This is a genomic window from Paenibacillus sp. J22P90, assembly GCF_059692195.1.
Genome location: NZ_JCAUAY010000004.1, coordinates 56,380 through 75,455 on the forward strand (window position 1 = coordinate 56,380; position 19,076 = coordinate 75,455).

16 protein-coding genes are annotated in these 19,076 nt (G+C 43.1%); 6 read left to right on the top strand and 10 right to left on the bottom strand.

Annotated elements, in window-relative coordinates:
* Nucleotides 1-136 precede the first annotated feature (136 nt).
* From AC58UX_RS14455 to AC58UX_RS14475, 5 genes are all read left to right on the top strand, one after another.
* On the top strand, nt 137-1,399 hold the full coding sequence (locus tag AC58UX_RS14455; protein WP_497253774.1) for a phosphodiester glycosidase family protein: 1,263 nt from the start codon (nt 137-139) through the stop codon (nt 1,397-1,399).
* Between the two features lie 206 nt (nt 1,400-1,605).
* Nucleotides 1,606-2,937, top strand: a complete 1,332-nt coding sequence (locus AC58UX_RS14460; RefSeq protein ID WP_497253776.1) for a spore germination protein — start codon at nt 1,606-1,608, stop codon at nt 2,935-2,937.
* 28 nt (nt 2,938-2,965) lie between these two features.
* The gene (locus AC58UX_RS14465; RefSeq protein ID WP_497253778.1) at nt 2,966-4,066 is read left to right on the top strand and encodes a hypothetical protein; all 1,101 of its coding nucleotides are present in this window, start codon (nt 2,966-2,968) and stop codon (nt 4,064-4,066) included.
* Nucleotides 4,063-5,157: a Ger(x)C family spore germination protein gene (locus tag AC58UX_RS14470; RefSeq protein WP_497253780.1), complete on the top strand. Its 1,095-nt coding sequence runs from the start codon at nt 4,063-4,065 to the stop codon at nt 5,155-5,157. Before AC58UX_RS14465 ends, AC58UX_RS14470 begins: the two co-directional genes overlap by 4 nt.
* The gene (locus AC58UX_RS14475) at nt 5,154-6,302 is read left to right on the top strand and encodes a cation:proton antiporter (protein WP_497253782.1); all 1,149 of its coding nucleotides are present in this window, start codon (nt 5,154-5,156) and stop codon (nt 6,300-6,302) included. The genes AC58UX_RS14470 and AC58UX_RS14475 overlap by 4 nt, the downstream gene beginning before the upstream one ends.
* 82 nt (nt 6,303-6,384) lie before the next feature.
* On the opposite strand, the gene AC58UX_RS14480 is transcribed toward AC58UX_RS14475, so the two are convergent.
* The 4 genes from AC58UX_RS14480 to AC58UX_RS14495 form a co-directional block, all read right to left on the bottom strand.
* Complete coding sequence (locus AC58UX_RS14480; protein WP_497253784.1) at nt 6,385-6,909, bottom strand: DUF421 domain-containing protein; 525 nt, start codon at nt 6,907-6,909, stop codon at nt 6,385-6,387.
* A 315-nt stretch (nt 6,910-7,224) separates the two neighbouring features.
* On the bottom strand, nt 7,225-8,721 hold the full coding sequence (locus tag AC58UX_RS14485; RefSeq protein ID WP_497253786.1) for a serine hydrolase domain-containing protein: 1,497 nt from the start codon (nt 8,719-8,721) through the stop codon (nt 7,225-7,227).
* 538 nt (nt 8,722-9,259) lie between these two features.
* Nucleotides 9,260-10,339 carry a mandelate racemase/muconate lactonizing enzyme family protein gene (locus AC58UX_RS14490; RefSeq protein WP_497253788.1) on the bottom strand — a complete coding sequence of 360 codons (1,080 nt, stop codon included), beginning with the start codon at nt 10,337-10,339 and terminating at the stop codon, nt 9,260-9,262.
* A gap of 109 nt (nt 10,340-10,448) precedes the next feature.
* Nucleotides 10,449-11,249 (bottom strand): phosphotransferase, encoded by an 801-nt coding sequence (locus AC58UX_RS14495; protein WP_497253790.1) that lies wholly within the window; start codon nt 11,247-11,249, stop codon nt 10,449-10,451.
* Nucleotides 11,250-11,445: 196 nt separating this feature from the next.
* Between AC58UX_RS14495 and AC58UX_RS14500 the strand changes: the two genes are divergently transcribed.
* Nucleotides 11,446-12,108, top strand: a complete 663-nt coding sequence (locus AC58UX_RS14500; RefSeq protein ID WP_497253792.1) for a serine/threonine protein kinase — start codon at nt 11,446-11,448, stop codon at nt 12,106-12,108.
* A 74-nt stretch (nt 12,109-12,182) separates the two neighbouring features.
* On the opposite strand, the gene AC58UX_RS14505 is transcribed toward AC58UX_RS14500, so the two are convergent.
* Genes AC58UX_RS14505 through AC58UX_RS14530 form a run of 6 tightly spaced genes read right to left on the bottom strand, consistent with a single transcriptional unit; the run spans nt 12,183 to nt 19,058 of the window.
* Nucleotides 12,183-12,629: a GNAT family N-acetyltransferase gene (locus tag AC58UX_RS14505; protein ID WP_497253794.1), complete on the bottom strand. Its 447-nt coding sequence runs from the start codon at nt 12,627-12,629 to the stop codon at nt 12,183-12,185.
* A gap of 36 nt (nt 12,630-12,665) precedes the next feature.
* Nucleotides 12,666-14,534, bottom strand: coding sequence for a glucosidase family protein (locus AC58UX_RS14510; RefSeq protein WP_497253796.1), 1,869 nt, complete (start codon nt 14,532-14,534; stop codon nt 12,666-12,668).
* Nucleotides 14,535-14,551: 17 nt separating this feature from the next.
* Nucleotides 14,552-15,622, bottom strand: coding sequence for a LacI family DNA-binding transcriptional regulator (locus AC58UX_RS14515; RefSeq protein WP_497253798.1), 1,071 nt, complete (start codon nt 15,620-15,622; stop codon nt 14,552-14,554).
* Nucleotides 15,623-15,647: 25 nt separating this feature from the next.
* Entirely contained in the window at nt 15,648-17,222 is a 1,575-nt protein-coding gene (locus tag AC58UX_RS14520) for a DUF3502 domain-containing protein (RefSeq protein ID WP_497253800.1), read from the bottom strand.
* Nucleotides 17,223-17,263: 41 nt separating this feature from the next.
* Nucleotides 17,264-18,172, bottom strand: coding sequence for a carbohydrate ABC transporter permease (locus tag AC58UX_RS14525; protein WP_497253802.1), 909 nt, complete (start codon nt 18,170-18,172; stop codon nt 17,264-17,266).
* Between the two features lie 16 nt (nt 18,173-18,188).
* Entirely contained in the window at nt 18,189-19,058 is an 870-nt protein-coding gene (locus AC58UX_RS14530; protein ID WP_497254856.1) for an ABC transporter permease, read from the bottom strand.
* Between the last annotated feature and the right edge of the window lie 18 nt (nt 19,059-19,076).

Here is a 19,076-nt window from a genome sequence, read left to right on the forward strand (position 1 = left end):
TAAAAAAACACCTTCCTAGACGCATTACCTCACGTCAAGAAAAGTGCCTATTTAATACTCTCGGTAAAGATGGCTGCCCATTGCGGTTGCCATTTTTGTGTTAAGTTCAAAGGTAATTCTGAATTATTTAACTAAATTGGATCTATTTAATCGGCATGTTTTTGAAATCTTAATCTCATTTTCATCTCCAATACACATTTACTTTATATACTTTGAGTACCTTTACACTATCTACACAATTATAAAAGCTACAGCCGTAACTTCGAATATTTATCTATCACGCTTAAATTTTATAGAAAGTAGGAATCCATTTAATATGAAGCTAGCAGGAATTAATTACAAACAAGATCAAAGCAGAAGCTGGCTGAAACGTTCGGTACTGATTTGTCTGTTACTCTTATTTCTTTCCGTCAGTTTTCTTTTCAGTACGTCGCCAGGAGAGAACATCCGCCTATTTCTTGCGGATACCGTAATTGCCACACAGCATCGTGACTGGGCATGGATATTTGTTGGTGTAAAGAAACGAGACGAGATGATTCAAAATGTCATGCAAATGAGTGAAAATAACTCGATAGAAAAACAAGACATGAATGCCATCACCATTCAAAAACAAGATGGCAAGGTAATAGACATTCAAGATATATCTGGGCGTGGCTGGGTTGGAAAAAAAATGTACGTATACGACCCAAGAGCAATCCGGGTTGTTGTTCCCAGTGTAGTGGGTCAAGGTGAAACAATCAGTTCTATGGTGAAACGTACGGGAGCATTAGCCGGTGTGAATGGTGGAGGCTTTGACGACCCTCAGGGTCTTGGCAACGGATTTGCTCCTATTGGTGTTATTATGTCAGGTGGTGAGATTTTGTATACGAGCGTTGATGGAACTGTACCTCAACAAGTTGTCGCTTTGGACAATAGCGGTAAATTGATCATCGGCAAATATTCTATTGAGGAGCTTTTAGATTTGCATGTGAGTGATGCTGTTTCCTTCTATCCGCGTATCATTGCAAACGGAAAAGCACTGCCCATCGTAGGTGATGGATTAAATCCCCGAACAGCTATCGGTCAACGCGCAGATGGTGTCATTGTCTTCGTCGTTATTGACGGTCGTCAGACTAAGAGTATAGGAGCTTCTTTAAAAGACGTTCAGGATTTATTGCTGGAAGAAGGCTGCATAAATGCCGGTTTCTTAGACGGTGGTGCTTCTTCTGAGATGGTTGTCGGGGGTGATCTTATTACCCATCCATCAAGTCGTTATGGTGAAAGAAGGCTCCCATCAGGTCTCCTTATTTTCGAACATCCTGATCAGGTTAAAGTGCCGAACATTTGGGAAGGTGTGACTCATATCGATCCTGGTGGTGCTTATGATCATCCAGGTTACCTTGCGGAACATAATAAATAGCATGAGTGAGATTCTACTCAACAGTCTATACAAGCCCAAGGGATGCTTTCCTCGGGCTTGTTCTCTTAATTTTTGATCCAAAGCCGAAAAGTTCCGGTGCCAAATCCACCACACCAACCCTTATGATCTCTAAATCCATCGTTATGTTTGAGCAATTCCGAAAAAGGACAAGATGGTGAGAAGACCACAAGTAAGGATGCTGCTCCATGACTGAAGCCCTTAAAACTCTTGTTAAAAATCAATTAGGTTCTTCGAGTGATTTGAAATCAGAATACATACATATCCAAGGTATTGATCTGGAACTCATTTATTTAGATAGCATTTGTGATGAAAAGAACATCAAAAACGATCTTGTTCGTCCAATTTTGGCGTGTACGAATAAAGATGAAATTAGGAATTATCTCATATCACTTCCCGGTGTTGTAAAACCGGACATTAAACCAGATGTCCTTACCAAATTGATGAGCGGTCATGTCTGTGTGTTCATTGACAATGAGCTCATCTTTTTTAGCGCGAACAAAATTGTAAATAATGAACTTGGGGATTCCAGCACAGAAACTGCCCTTTATGGATCCCAGCATTCGTTCAGCGATGACTTGAACACCAATATCAATCTTCTTCGACATCGCTATCCCTCTTCTCATCTTGTTTATGAAAACACGAAGGTCGGCCAACTGCCGCAAACTGAGATTGCGCTGATTTACGACAACCAACTCGTAGATAAAGAAGTTTTGACTGATATTCGAGCAAGACTCGCTTCTGTCGAACCGAATGTTATTCTTTCTGCTACACATCTTCAAAAACTTCTAACAGCACGTAAATTTTCTTTATTTCCCGTGATGATGATTACAGAAAGACCAGATCGTGTCGCGTTAAACTTGACGCAAGGCAAGATCATCATACTTGTCCAAGGGACTGGGTATGCTCTGATTGCCCCTGCTGTTTTTTTCGATTTCATTTCTTCTATGGATGATGTATTTCAACTCTTTTGGATTAGCACATCCATGGCGATACTTCGTTATATAGGCATTTTAATAACCGTGCTGCTACCTGCCCTCTATATTACCATGGTATCCGTCAATCCCGAATTTTTTCGTGTACAGCTTGCCCTTACAATCGCCGGCAGCCGAGAAGGTGTCCCCTATCCATCCTATATCGAAGTTTTAATCATGATGTTCTTGACCGAAGCTCTAATTGAAGCGAGTATTCGTCTGCCTAAATCCATTAGTGCGGCAGCCACTACGGTTGGCGGATTGATTCTAGGGCAGGCTGCTCAACAGGCTAACCTGGTAAGCAGCATCATGATTATCGTGACATCGGCCATTGCAATAGCCAATTTTGTCGTTCCAATCAATGCGATGAGCTTTGCGATCAGGATCATGAAATATCCTTTTGTCATATTAGCGAGTTGCTTTGGTATTGTAGGTGTTGTTGTCGGATTATTTGGTATGATCATTTATCTGAACGATTTGAAAAGCTTCGGGAAGCCTTACTTGAAAGTGTTCATCGGGGAAAAGGAAAAATTCGGTAAAATGTAAAAGATAGTTGGGAAGAAGGATCGAATTCATGAATCGGTATGCTTTTTATGTCTTTTGGTGTAATATTCTGACCGTTAGTTCCTTATTTGCCATCACCTATTTAGTTGAAAACCGATTCACTGGAAGCATAATGGCCATCGCAATTTGCACGATTCCAGGCACGATATTTCTACTCATGATGAGTAAGTCGTTGCGCTATTTTCCAAATCAAGGTCTCCCTGAAATATTTCGGATGTTTATGCCCGGTTGGGTCAGAGTTCCTCTCTTGATCTTTTTTTCAATCATGATTATTTCCAAAGGCTGTCTCATGCTAGGCTATTCTGCATTAATCATTAATCAGTATCTCCTGCCGCGAACGAGTCCGATCACTTTCATCGCATTTTTCTTTCTTGCAGCAGCTTGGGGGGCCACCAGATCTAGTAAAACGATCCTAAGTACTTTAGAGTTGGTTATTTTGATGACCTCACCATTCATTTATTTTGTCACGATAAAATCCATATTTAGCTATGGATTTGAGTGGAATGCAGTTAGAGCCATGTTTGATTATGCTTTCGTACTGCCGAAATGGAAAGTTATCACAACAGCGAATATTATTTTCTCCGGATTTGTGGGCTTAACGATATTTAATCGAACGATCTCAAGCAAAATAAATGGGAAGTTTTACACCCTGCTCCTATTCTTAAGCTTACAGTATATATGCATTTTATTTATGTCTTCAATCGGCTATCATGGCACTGTTGGGGCAGGAGATTATTTGAACCCGGCTATGAGCGCTATTGATGACATGCAGTTAGAACTAGGGATCTTCGAACGCGGTCTTCTTGTTTTCTTGGTTACTATTTTGTTCCTGTTCATCATGTACGCGACGATTACATTGCATGTTGGAATAGAGTTGTTGAAAGGATGCTTTTCGATAGAATCGCTGACAAAGCCACGCAAAGCACAACTCATTTCCTGGGTAACAATGACCCTTTATGCTATACTTACGATGCTCTTTTATTACTTCTTCACGATAAAAGAAATTTTTAAATATACCATTACCTGGCTAGAAATACGGTTTTATACCGAACTGCTACTGGTCGTGATTGTGGCGGCGCTAGTAGGGATGAAAAGGCGGCGAAGCCTATGAACATCATTCGCCTGCTCCTTCTATGTTCTGCCTTGTCATTACTTTGGGGCTGCTCCTATAAGGATATCGATAAACGAATTTTTGTCATGGCAATTGGCATCGATAAATCAAATGAAGAAATTAAGCCTATTCGGGTATCCTTAAAACTGGCTTTGCCTGCTTCAAAAGTTGAACCTGGCGGGACTCATTCACAGGTTGTTAGCGTCAATGCCGAATCGATACCAAGTGCAATAAGACTGATCATTGCTAAGATTCCAAAACAACTTGATTTTAGCCATACGTCAATCAGTATTATAGGTCAATCTTTTGCGATAGAGAGTATTCAAGAGCCTCTTGATTGGTTAGCACGGAGAATAGACATTCCTAGTTTAGGTATCATAGCCATGGGAAGCCCCAATGCGGAAGCTGTTCTGAGATTGAATCTTAAATCCGAAAAAACGCCCGGAAGCGATTTAAACTTAAGCTTCTCCGATAAGGGAGCAAGATCGCCGCTTACGAATAATGAATATTTATTTGATTTTTACCGGCGATCCACGGAGAAAGGCATGGATCCCTTCTTACCCGTCATTGAGGCTGAAAAAGACACACACAATATTAATAAGGTAGCCGTGCTGGATAAACAGAAGGTGAAAACGATCATTATGGACCCAGTTGAATCTCGCGTCTTTAATGAACTACTCAATGAATATCCATTTTTCGATATCATCACCAAAACAAGTGAGCAGGCATTTGTTTTAGCCATTCGAAAAGTGACTAGAAAGTTTGTCATCGATACCAGCGACAAAGAGTTGCCTATGATTCGTGTTTTTGTCTCTATGAAGGGATATGTAGAACAATCCGCAGTCGGTATATTTGAGGACGATTGGAACAAGTTAGAACAAACTGCTGCACAGGGTGAGATCATGAAATATACAAATTTGCTGAAAAAGTTACAAAAAAATGATGTCGATCCGCTCGGCTTCGGCTTGCTTTATAGAGCTACTAGGCATGGAAGAGAGAAAGACTGGGAAGAATGGCAAGCTATTTATCCCAAAGCTACCTTTGATGTTCAGGTCAAAATAGATATACAAGGAACGGGAGCACTCAAATGACCTTATATTTCGAATTGCTGATCATTTTATTAGCTACTAAGCTGGCATCCGATCTAAGTGTACGACTTGGCCAGCCTGCTGTATTAGGGAAGCTCATCGTGGGTATTATTTTGGGACCGGCTGTACTGGGTTGGGTTGAGAGCGGAGAGTTGATCGATGAGCTGAGCGAAATCGGCGTACTGCTGCTTATGTTTATCGCAGGTCTGGAAACCGATCTGCAGGAGCTGCGCCGTAACCTCACCTCCTCCTTCGCGGTTGCGTTTGGCGGGGTGCTTTTCCCGTTCGCAGGCGGTTATATCACTGGATTAAGTATTGGATTCACGACATCGCAAGCCATGTTTCTTGGTTTATTGTTAAGCGCAACGTCCGTCAGTATTTCGGTTCAGGTGCTGAAAGACTTAAACCGGCTTAATAGCCGGGAAGGTACCACTATGCTTGGCGCTGCGGTCATCGACGATGTGCTTGTTGTCGTGCTGCTCGCCATCCTCCTAAGTATGATGGGAGGGTCAGATGTCTCGCTCTCTGCGGTCTTACTCAAGAAAGCGCTGTTCTTCGGAGGCATACTCCTATTAGGTTGGAAAGTCGTCCCGTGGATCATGAGTTGGTTAGCACCACTTCGAGCTACCGAAGCCGTTATCAGCGCCGCGCTGATCCTTTGCTTCTTGTTCGCCTATCTCGCCGAATATCTAGGTGTTGCGGGGATGATTGGGGCTTTCGCAGCCGGCATCGCCGTATCGCAAACGAAATATAAGCATACCGTGGAAGAGAAACTTGAACCAATTGCCTATGCGATCTTTGTCCCCATCTTTTTCGTTAGTATCGGCTTATCTGTCACGTTGGAAGGCGTTGGCCGCCATCTCTGGTTAATTATTGTTTTGACTATTGTCTCGATTATTACTAAATTGGTTGGTGGCGGCCTTGGAGCCAAACTGACAGGTTTCAGTTGGCAATCCTCATTCGGGATAGGTTCCGGCATGGTGTCACGCGGCGAGGTAGCCCTCATCATCGCGGCAATCGGACTTGACTCTGGATTATTAGATCCAGCTTACTTTACACCTCTGCTTATCGTAGTTATCTTGACCACGTTAGTAACGCCGCCTTTGTTGAAGCTGGCTTTTGGCGGGAAGAAGCATCAAATAGAATGAATATCAAAATATAAAGACCAATCCCACACCATATTGATTGTGTTGGACTGGTCTTTTTTATTTATTTCGACTAGTTATCTATTCAATCTTTCTGCACACTTACAGGAAGCCTGGACTCAATAAGCTGTTTCAGTTGTTCAATATCTTGCTTCGTTGCAGGCACTTTATGCGGTTTCAACCTAACTGTCAGCTGACCACCGACCTCAATAGTTGCCAATTCAATATCATCTCGATCGTAGATTCCGGCGATGCGCAGCTGCGCGTTAAGAACTTCATTTGTAAGGTTCAACGATTCCATTGCACTCTGCTCCACCTTTCCACTCATGATAATAGGAATTGGTTTGCCGATCAATAAAGCGCGAATAGGCGCATATCGATTAAGCAAAGCTCTAATCATCCATACTGTCAACACGAGAATGACCGCCGTGCCAAAGGTCGTCCATAAGTTCTCATCCTCAATAGGTCGAATGAGTAACGGACCAAGAATCAGCAATAGCAATACGTCGGTAATTGTTAATTTCCCAATTGACGTTCGTCCAACAAGTCGGAGAAGTAGTGAGCCCGCGGTAATAATGAAGATTGCCTTCCAAATCCAGTCGAAATGCATGAAACACCGCCTTTTTTTACGAATCTGACTTTAATTCGCATGTGCACGATTTTTATCCGATTAGTATCAGTAATGCCAATGCATACTCCTACCAAAGTGAATCCAACTGTTCGTCTCCTCTCTCAGTGTCAAAATGGTAAGAATAAAGTATTAGCTTCAACTCTAAGTAGAGATATAGCAGGTATTCTTCCCATATTGACGGCTCAGGTAACTAGTTTTGCCTGTTATCTGTATTCCCCAAATGGGACGTTTACTTACCAGATAACATAGAAAAGGATGCCCTAGCCGCATGTGGCGGATAGGGCACCCTTTTTCTTACTTCGGTCTATCAAATGTTTGTTCAGCGATGACTTGTGTATTACCGTTCACTTTATAACCACTGGCAAAGCCGGAATATTCATCTAAAAATCGCTCTGCAAACTTTTTCATAACGATTGTAACGGTGTCATCTTTAAAACAAATGGTCATTCTTATTTGTGCAAAGGTTTCATCTATAATCATTGGATTCAAATAGAGGGTATGTTCATCCTTCCATGCAGCAGCTGTTACGCAGTCATAATCGTATCCAGGAAACTTATGAGCAATGGCTTTTCCAAAACCGAAAGCGATCTGATGCTTACCATCAGGCTTTTCAAATTCCATTATCCCCTCTTCTTCATGGAAAACGAATCTTAACGTATTTATGTTCATTGGATTATCTGTTAATTGATACGAATTTCCGTTGATGCGTTCTGTAACTGAAGATGATAACTGTCCCTCTGGAAGCAAAATAGAAAGATTGCTCGTTTTGTCACACAACTTCCTATATGATTCCTCGTCTGACAGCAGTGGTTTGTCTGAAAGCTGCGGATATATAACATCCCAGATCACATCAAAAATAGTTTGTATGCCCGCTGGATTCGGTTGCGTGTCTGCCGTCGTAACAATTAGCAAATCCTTGTCAGGCAAACAGATAGCCAGCTGTCCTCCCATACCCAGGAAACAAAACCCATTATTGCGAGTTCTCCAAAACTGATAACCATACCCCTGCTGATTATCAATAAAATTGAAAATCGAATTGGTGCTATCGATCTGGTAGGACGTTGCAGCTTTCATATAGTCCGCAGGAAGTAACTGTTTACCCTCAAATTTGCCTTCCTGCATGCAAGTCAAGGCAAATTTAGCGAGATCACGCGAGGTACAGAAAATGGCTGAGCCCGCATTAGAAACCCCTAGTGGGGTTTTTAAACAATAAGCATCTTCTGAAAAACCGATAGGCGTCAGCACACGAGGATGCATATAGGCCAGCAAAGACATGCCGCTTACTTTCTCTACAATCGCAGTAAGTGTAACTGTCGCGGATGTATCATACGAAAAAACGGTGCCAGGCAGATGCGTTGGCGGAACTGTAAAAAAAGTCCTCACCCAGTCAGCAACATTCACTTGCTTGAAGGTCGACTTGTCATGGGCTGATGCCATCATCAGCAGATCGCGTATCGTCATCTTTTCGATATAAGGATGTACGCCCTCGGGGGGAAGCTTTTCAGGGAAATATGTTGTCACTCGATCATCTAGAGACAGCAGCCCTTCTCCTTCCATCAACCCTATGGCTACGGAAACAAAGCTCTTACTGGAAGAATACATACGATGCATTTTATTATCTGTAAAAGGTTTCCAGTAGCCTTCCGACACTATTTTTCCCGAACGCAAAATAATAAAGCTGTGCATACACAATTGGTTAGCTTCTAAGCGATTAATAAAATGTAGGATGGAAGTTGATGGAATACCCACCTCTTCCGGAATACCCGTCGGCAATTCTTTTTTTTCTGCCATGAATGACACACCTTTCTTTTTGAAAAATAAAATATACCCCCTGATCGACAGGGGGATAGATCATGTATCTACTTACACGGTTTTATCTCAACAATGCTGCTTGTCCATCGTACATTAATAAATGCGCTTTCTTTATTCGAGTTGAGAAATCCATCCTACCATTACATTCCTCCTCCATGTAAATGTAATTGAGTAGTATACTTCGCTGCTTGTCGTGTTATTATCATTGGAGTTTGATTCCATTGTAGCCTCTTGCTATCCTAATGTCTTTGCCCTGTGTTGTGTTTAAATGTTGTTGTATTGCGATAAAAAAGGGCTGCATAGATGCAGCCCTTTGCTTAGTTATCAAATCTTAAAAACTATTAAAAAATCCACTTATCAACTATAACTACGTACAAGAATTTGTAAAATATTCCCTTATACTATATAGACTTAACATCTGAATTTAGGGAGGTGATTATTTTGTCTCATTATTCTTAGGGTGACTTTCACTGTTAAAAATCGCGTGAAGTCACCCTTCCCTTGTTCTCACTAAGAACTAATTGACAACGTACTTCCGTATAATCTCTTCACGGAATTTCAAACCATGCCCGGGGCGATTCCATACAGTTACCATACCATCCTTGATTTGTGGTACCTCTTCAAATAAATCATCGTACCAATTCATGTACTCGATGTAGACTCCGTTGGGGATGGCGGCAAAGATCTGGACTTGAAGCTCCCACGCTAGATGAGGAGTGACCGGGATTCGATGTGCGCTTGCCATATTGGCGATGCGAACCGCTTCGGTAATCCCTCCTGATCTGAGGTTAATCATCAGAATGTCTCCGGCTTTCCTGTCGATCAGATCACGAAACCCATATCGTGAATACTCGGTCTCACCGGTCGTAATCCGTATATCCAGCGCCTTGGCGATCTCCCCATGACCAATAATATCGTCTGCAGGTACTGGCTCTTCGAACCAATATACCCCGAGCTTTTCCAGCTCTCTTCCGAACTGAATGGCAGTTGCTACATCTAGGCCCTGATTCACATCAACCATAATGTCGATATCTGTACCTAACGCTTTTCTAACGGCGGCCACCCTTTTTAGGTCGATTCTTAAATCCGGGAACCCTGCTTTCATCTTAAAAGCTTTAAATCCTCGAGCAATATAACTTTCTGCTTCCTCGACGAGCTCCCCTTCTGTTAATCCCATGAATCCAGCACTTGCATAGGCTTTAACTTGATCCGTAAATGGCCCAAGCATCGTATGGATGGATGCGTTCTGAAGCTTCCCGGCCAAATCCCAGAGGGTAATATCCACCGCGGAAATTCCGTATAGTGCAACTCCCTTGCGGCCAATCATGTTCAACGCCCACCAGAGCTTCTCCCATATCTTGTTCCGATACAACGGGTTTTCTCCAATTAGTAAATCAGCAATGTCATGATCCAAACATGTTTTGATCGTTTCGCTGCCTTGACCCAGGATGGGCAAATATCCCATTCCGGTAATGCCTTCATCCGTCTCAATCTCAACAATGATGGCATTTCTTTTAGAAATGAAAAACGTCGATACTCGAATGGGGGTCGAGAATGGTACTGAAATAAGCTTCGTTTTAACAGATGTTATTTTCATAGTAACCTCCTGCTAATTAAACAAGGTCGTTTCTGTCCTATCGCGGAGCCATTCTTTTATTTACGATATACTATAAATAAGACATATCTATGCCTGAATATTTTCAATTTTAAATCCAATCTTGGAATTGATCACTTACAAAACGAATTTCTCTCTCATAATGGGCTAAGTGCCCCTCATCAATCATTTTTTGAAAGGCGGCATTCCCGTTAGCAGCACCATTTCTCAACGTATCACACAGTACCATCAAACGTTGAATAATCCAATCTTTTAGCGTATTAGGGACGGGAATTCCATACGATTCAAAAAACAACTCAATTCGCTGACGGCGCTCTGTGGCGTGTATTTCTTTTTGATATGGTAACGTTGCTCCAGCGGAATGGTCAGGTGCGAAGCTCGCAAGCGGAACGGATGTGTAAAGACTGTACGCAATGTCCCACATACATGGACCCGGCCCTGCCATGTCGAAATCAATAAGCGCCACAGGAGCCCCATTATGGAAGACTACATTATACAAGGCTGCGTCATTATGACAGATCACTTCGTGTTCAGCATTGTCGGCATAGCTAAGCTGCCACTTGTCCTCTGCATTGGTAATGAATCCTGCAGTCGCATCATGGAAACGACGCAATAGACGTGCCAAGCCAGTAAGCGTCTCATCTGACCACATATAAGGCTCAAGTTTTGGATAAAGGTTCCCTGGAACTTCTCCAGGTATAAAAGTCAATACTTCACGACCAGCTTCATCGATTCCGAGAAATCTGGGTGCTCCCTCAAATCCTTGTTCTTCCAAATGTTTGAGTAGTTGATGAACACTGGCACTCCAATTACCTATTGGGCGGCGAACCGTGTTCGCCATACGGACGATATGATTTACATTACCGCCTTTTAGCACTTCTTCCTGGCTCATTAAGTTTCATTCCTCGCTGTTAATTATGAGGGATACTCCCCCGATTCCTATATAATATCAAAATGTGACTAGCATTAACTTATAGAGAACAATTATAACTAAACTCCCGTTACTTCAAACGGTAATTATTTGTTCTAGCAAATTGCTGATTATTTTTGTATAATACCACCAAATAATAGATTAGGGAGACATGTGCGTGCAAAAGCGCTGGATCGAATTAATTGAAGCACATTTGCTTCCGAATTTGCAGATTGCCAGTGAGCGGTCTTATGACCCGATCGTCGTTTATAGTGTCCCTGAGCCGTGGCAGCTTATTGGAGCAGGTAATTATGCGGCTGTGCTGATGCATCCGAGTTATCCAGAATTGGTGGTGAAGGTGTATGCGCCAGGACGACCAGGTTTAGAGGATGAAAAAGAAATATATCGCCGGCTGGGCAAGCACCCAGCTTACTCCGAATGCCTGCATGCGGGTGACACTTATCTCGTACTGCGCCGACTGACGGGCGTTACGCTATATCAATCTGTATTGCGCGGCATCCCGATTCCGCGGCAAGTGCTGCACGATATCGATAAAGCGCTGAAGTATGCAGTTAGCCGGGGACTGACACCGCATGATGTGCATGGCAAAAATGTGATGCAGCATAACGGCAGAGGCTTGGTCGTCGACGTATCGGATTTCTTAAAAGAAGACTATTGCTCCATGTGGGACGATTTAAAGCGCGCCTACGATCGCTTTTATTTCCCTTGGTTGCGTAAGGTGCCGTTTCCGGAGTTCCTGCTGCACGTTGTGCGCCGATGCTACCGGAAATACCGCAGTTGGACGCGACCTTCGAGTGAGTTACATAAGAAAAGTATGTAAAAGAGTTTAAACCGCTAAACCGGCATGTGAAGGATCACGTGCTAGGATAGCGGTTTTTTCATCATCCATTTTATTCAAAACTTTGTCCATTCATACTTGATATCATCAAGCTGCTCTTCATTCTCATTTCCTCTGCCAATAATCTTAAATCCGTTTCTTTCATAAAATCTCTGTGCCTTCTTATTGATTTCAAAGGTGTATAACCATAGACTGCCTGCAGATTGCTGTTTGGCGAGGTTCAGGAGTCTACCCCCGATCCCTCTTCCTTGATATTGCGTGTGAATGTATAACTGATTAACCCAGTACTCATTACATGCTAGTATGCCTACTACTTGCTCACCTGAAGCATCAATTGCAAGGAATACCTTATTGGTATTAACCAAAATGTTATTCAGAAAATATACATGATTTTCAAAAGGATGTAGTTCTTCTTGACCAAGCGCTTGTTTCTTACTATCTCTCCACATCTTAACTGTTTGTTCCGCAAAAATAGGGTCATATTCGATAATTGTATATTCCATTCGAATTAGCTCCTTTTGTAATGGTTCAAAGCTGATCTACTCAAAAATACAAACCTCCTCCCCCGCACCAAGACTTATCGTTCTACATGAAAAACCCGAATAAATCGCGGAAAGATCAACCTCGAATGAACGCTCCGATTTAGATAAATTAGTCAAAGTAAACCCTTCTGGCGTATACGCGTAAGCTAATTGAAAATGGGATTGCCGTAATTCCACGCGTCCGAACGATTGCAGCTTTGGCTCTACCCTCAAATCAGCTTCCAATGTGAATCGTATACCAATATATTCATGCAATAATACCCATGAGAATACGCATGGATACTCGTAGTAATGGCCAGCACCGTGCCAATTCTTGTCGTCAATATAATACACATGGTTCATATCATAGCGTTCTCCCATGATATAGCTATCTACTTCAGCCTGCTTCATGACTTGATGTAATTGTCGACTTAACATGGCTCCATCTTTTCTCCATGACCAGTACGCCGCGTCCCAGCACCAATATCGCCCTGCTGCACATAAGTCATAAGGACCGCCATCGCCAAGTTCGGACGAGGTATACTGCTCGATTTCAGCTGCTACAAAGCTCGGGAAACGCTGGAATTCATCCCGCTTGGCATCCATCAATGCCACGACAGCTTCTTCTTGCTCTAGGGTCGTATAACCAAACATAACTGGCAAAATATTCGCCAATAAATGAATATGATCGTGTACAACACCACTTCGATCAACCCAATCGACGAAACGGCGATGCTGCGGATCCCAATATCCGTTAGGTAGGGGCTCTACCAAAACTTCAGACAACCGAGTTGCGATTTGATTGTAAAAATCAGCTTTATCTTTTCGTCCAATATACAACTCTAATTTGCCAAGCAGCTGCAACGAATAGGCGGCAAGCGCAGTTGCTAATGATTCCCGCCCATCTTTCATGACTTGATCCTCGTAGTAGACATCCGACCAAAGTCGGCCATGACGGTCAATATTGTCTTCGATGCCACTTGCCGCCCCTTCAAGTTCTTCGATATGAGCGCTGAGCCATTCTTTATCTTTCGTTAAGCTTACATAGAGCCATGCTGATTCCAAAATCTCGACATTTCCAGTGATAAGGAACATGTTCGCATTCGTTTTCCCGTCCATGGAGCTGCGCCGCACGTGATACTCCCTAGTTCCGTCGGGCTGAACAGCACATGGATTTCTCCACAACCGTTCGGGATCTTCTTTCATAAGTTTGAGTTGAAACTCCATCATCCGACGAATAACTGCCGTATCAAGCTGATTGCCCCAAGCCATTCTCCCTTTGATTTGAAATTCGTGATCCACATCAGGGTAAGTCCCCGCATAAGCATGCTTCATTAGGGTGCTTAAGACAAAGCCATCGGAATCTGGATAGGCAGCAGCTCTCGTTCGTTCAACTACGGAAAGCAGCATCGTTCCCCAATAAAAAGCCGCCAACGTCTTTCCAAGCGCTTCACCATGCTCAAAATCAAACGTGAACCGGTCACCAAAACAGTCGGCATAGGGCCTACTCTCATAGGGAATCAACTGACACGAATCCGAAGCTATATGCACCTGAATCCCCTGGGTATCAATGGCAGTAATCCTGATCTTTCCTTCTGCTTTAATTAACCATGAGGTATCTACCGAGTTTGGATCTTCAGGCAAAACCCAAGCGATGGAATTTCCCTCCAGATCGGTACTACCGTCTTCCATTGGCAACACGTACCAATCCTTATCCTTATGCATGACAAAGGATGGGCCATAGCTGAAATTCAGCTCTATTGCACGATTTCTACTTGAAATGATATGCCATACGGCGTTGCTTTCATGCCAAGATTCAGCCTTTATGGATCGAAGAATACCTAAAGGAAGCTTTTCTCGATTGTTATTTATGGAATTTAATTCCATTTTATTCCCTCCTCTCCTTATGTACTCTGCCTTATGATGAGATTTGGCGCTAATACTGTAAGTTTCGTCACCTTCTCTTTTTGAATCAATTTGGATAAAATCAACATCGCCTGCTTGCCAAGCTGCTGACTTTGCTGCGAAACCGTCGTAAGTTCGGGATTCATCGCTGAGGACAATTGCGTATCATCAAACCCTGCAATCGCAATATCCTCCGGAATTCGTAACCCATGTGCTAGTGCTGTTTTCATAGCACCTATTGCCACATAGTCATTTATACATAAAATAGCAGTAGGACGATTGGACATGGCAAGAAATACTTCCATTAATTGATGGCCACAGGACATTGAGAAACTCCCCATGCGAACCCATTCTTTACGATAAGTGAGTTGATTCGCCTCTAGCGTATGCCGGTAAGCTTGCAGCTTCTCCACCGTCGTTGTCGTAGCTGCGCTTCCGCCTAAAAAACCGATTTGACGATGGCCTTGATCAATCAGATGCTGAACAATCAGCTTTGTGCCTAAGTATTCGTCTGTTTTTATTCGATGACACGGATGTCCTGGCAGTGTGCCATTGATCAAAACAATGGGGATTTTCCTGCGAATGTCCACCACTTCCTGCACGAGCGAAGCTGGACAATGCCGTGCATTAATACGTCCTCCCATCAGAATAAGTCCATCTACTTGCCTTTCACATAGCAAATTTAAATATTCGGATTCTCTGCTGTAGTCACTAAAGGTGTTGCATAGAAAAAGGGTATACCCCAGCTTTTGTGCAGCTCGCTCCGCCCCTCCGAACACCTCGGGGAAAAACATATTGCTGCTATCCGGAAACAAGACGCCGATCATGCCGGTTTTCTTATTAACCAGACTGCGAGCTAAAGCATTCGGTTGAAACTTATGTTTTTCAATAATCGCCATAATCTTCTGCCTAGTGGAAGCTCGTACAGGTGCCGTATCATTGAGAACTCGGGAAACCGTCGCGACGGAAACGTTCGCTTCCCTAGCAATATCGTAAACTGTAATGGTTTCCAGGGGCTCACACTCCGTTACGTCGAAATGAAAAGCGAAAGATCGAAGGCCTGTTCTCAAACAGACCTTCGATGTGTGGATTCGTTTATTTCGTGCTTTCTACCATTTTTTTGAACTCATCCAATTGCTTCTGGACTTCTGTCATCACTTTGTCAAAACCAGCAGCTTTCAAATTTGCTCGGAAATCTTCTACTGCCTTTACAGGGTCGCCAGCTTTTCCGTAAAGAATTGCAGGTCCTTTTGATCCGACTACTTGTGTAATCGCTGTCAATTCATTCGTGACGTTGGCTTTATCGAAAACAAATCGGCCATACGGATAAGCTTTTTTAATTTTATCGTAAGAAGCATACAAAGCACCTTTTCCAGACCAGTCTTCACCATTCGGAATTTCGTTCTTATCAATACGGCCGCCCCAGAAGTTAGAGTAGAAATCATCTCTTTGGACATCGTATCCATCTGGACGGAAGCGTTTGCCATCTTTCACAACATATTGCACGCCTTCAAGACCATAGTTCATCAAACGATAAATTTCAGGGTCTTGACGGATCAACTCGTAAACCATCAAAGCACGTTCTGGATGCTTACTTTTCGCGCCAATGGACGTACCACCATGTGTGATCGACATCGAGACGAGGTTATTTTTAGTCGCCGAGAATGGGAAGAATTGCAGATCTGAGCCTGGCTGCAGCTTATCCATTTTGATACGTTCGCCGAGGTAAGTTTGTGTGTGATGCTGATCTACGGACGTTTTTCCTGCTTCAAGTAGCGCACGGTTATCGCCTTTGTAGTTCAAAACATCTTCGCGCCAGAAGCCCTTGTCGCCCCAGTCTTTCATCATTTTAGCAAAATCCATAAATGTATCATCCAGGAACGGGCTGTACGCTTTGTACTTGTCATTATAGGATTTGCCATAAACAAGTGCGAACAATCCCGTATTTATTGGAAGTTCAATCGCATCCGTGTAGGAGTTAATATACCCGCCAATATTGCCTCCAGATGTGCCATTCGTATCCCAAGGAATCACACCAGGCTTTTTATCCTTGACAGCTTGTAAATATTTCTCCAGCATCTTCCAATCCGTAATTGGTGACGTTATACCGAATTCCTTCGCCCAATCACCACGATATTGGAAACCGTGATTTACCCATTGCGTATAGTGATCTTCAGGGATTAGCATGATCTGATTCTTGTATTTCGTCTCGGCCCAGTTCTCTGGCGGTACTTCTTTCCACGTAATCGGCGCATAGGTTGGCAGGAGCTTATCTAGTGGCTGGAAAGCACCTTTTTGCGCATTTTGCCACGTATCCAACCAGTCAGTTGCTACTGTAATTAGATCTACAGGCTCCCCAGACGCGAGTAATAAATTGTATTTCGTTTGCCAATCAGCCCACTCCACCCATTTTATTTCCAATTTAGCATTCACTTTTTGTTTCAAAATGGCATTGAGTTTTTCCATGACTTTCTCAAACTGACCATTCTTCGGCTTGTCGCCTAACATCACATAAGAAATCGTTTGAAACTCAGACGTATCGATTTTACCACCAGCAGCTGTAGCAGGTGCCGTCGAATCTGAAGAAGTGCTGTTAGACGTACAGGCTGTCAAGCTTACTGCGAGCGTCGCAGCGAGTGCAATACTAAGCGCTTTCTTTTTCTTGAACATGGAATTGCCTCCCCATTTTCATTTTTGGTTTATGCCTAACGTTAGCCTTTAACAGCACCAACGGTGATACCTTTGATGAAATATTTTTGGACCAAAGGGTAAAACAGGATGACGGGGCCAGTTGCAACAACGGCTGTGGCCATTTTCATGGACTCGAGCGGCATATCTCTGGGCTGAACATTGGAAGAGACGGATGAATTTTTAATGAAATCAGCGCTGGTGACCACATTATAGAGAAACAATTGCAGCGGTCGATATTTTAAATCTGGTGATAGGAACAGCATGGCATTGTACCATTCATTCCAATACCCCAGGGCGATAAACAATCCAATCGTAGCTAAAGCGGGTGTCGTCATCGGCAAGATTAGCTTCGTAAAGATTCTAAAATCGCCGGCTCCATCCATTTTGGCTGACTCTGTAATGGCATGAGGAATCGATGTGACGAAGCTTTTCATCATAATAATGAGAAACGGGCTCATCAGTCCTGGCAGCAGAACCGCTAAGTAGTTATCTTTGAGATGCAGCCATTGTGTCATGATTAAGTAGAACGGGACGACTCCCCCATGAAATAACGTTGTGAAGTAGATGAAAAAGGATATCCGATTCCGATAAGGAAAATCTGGACGCTGCAAGGAATATCCCGTCATCGCGACGACGAACAGCCCAATGGTAGTTCCCACGATTGTAATCCCCAGCGTCACACCATATGAGCCAAGAATAATACCGGGATTCTCAAACACGATTTTATAAGCAAAAGCACTAAATTCTTTGGGCCATAAATTATAGCCATGCAGCGTGATCGATTTCTCTGAGGTGAATGAAGTGCCTAGTACGACAAGAAATGGGACTAGACAGCATAGAGCGAAAAAAGCGATAAAGATGTAGCCGAATAGTCGTATGGCCACGGACGAAAAATCCGTCCCCCTCTGACGAGCGATGACTTGCTCCACGGGATGTCCCTCCTTTTTAAAATAAGGTGTTATCAGGTGAAGCCTTCTTCACAAGCCAGTTCGCTGTAATGACGATGAAGAAGCCAAAAACAGACTGATACAAGCTGACAGCGCTTCCTAAAGAGAAGTTAAAATTGTTCATTAAGGAACGGAACACGAACGTCTCAATAATATCTGTCGCATCGAACAACGCTGTATTATTAGCTCCGACCAAGTTGTAGAATAAGCCGAAATTGCCTCGGAGGATCCCCCCCAATGAGAAAAGAAATAAAATAATGAAGGTTGGCTTCAGCCATGGAAGCACAATATAGCGAATCCGTTGTAACGCATTAGCGCCATCAATTTCTGACGCTTCCACGATCTCAGAGTCTAAGCCCATAATGGCGGCGAAATACACGATGGAGCCATATCCAGTGGACTGCCACAAATAGGTGATGACAATGATAAAGGGCCAAATGCTGGGGTTGGAGTATGTTTTAACAGGATCCCATCCGATCGATTTCAGAATCCCATTCAGCAAACCGAAATCGTAGCTGAGAATGTTATACGCAATGAGTCCAACTAGGACGAATGAGATGAAATAAGGCAGAAACATAAGCGATTGCGTGACTTTCTTAAACCACTTTTTACGAAGCTCATTGAGTAAAATCGCAATGCCGATCTGCAAAATATTGCCGAATACGATAAATGCAAGATTATAGAGAATGGTATTGGACGTTAGCTTCCACAACGCGCCTGAAGTCACTAGAAATTTGAAATTATCGAACCCTACGAAGTCACTGCCGAATATACCGGCCGAGTAGTTATAGTTGATAAAGGCAAGATACAGCCCAGGCATGGGAAGATATGACATTACTAAGAAAAAAAAGATAGCGGGTACACACATGAGCAATAAGGTGCGATG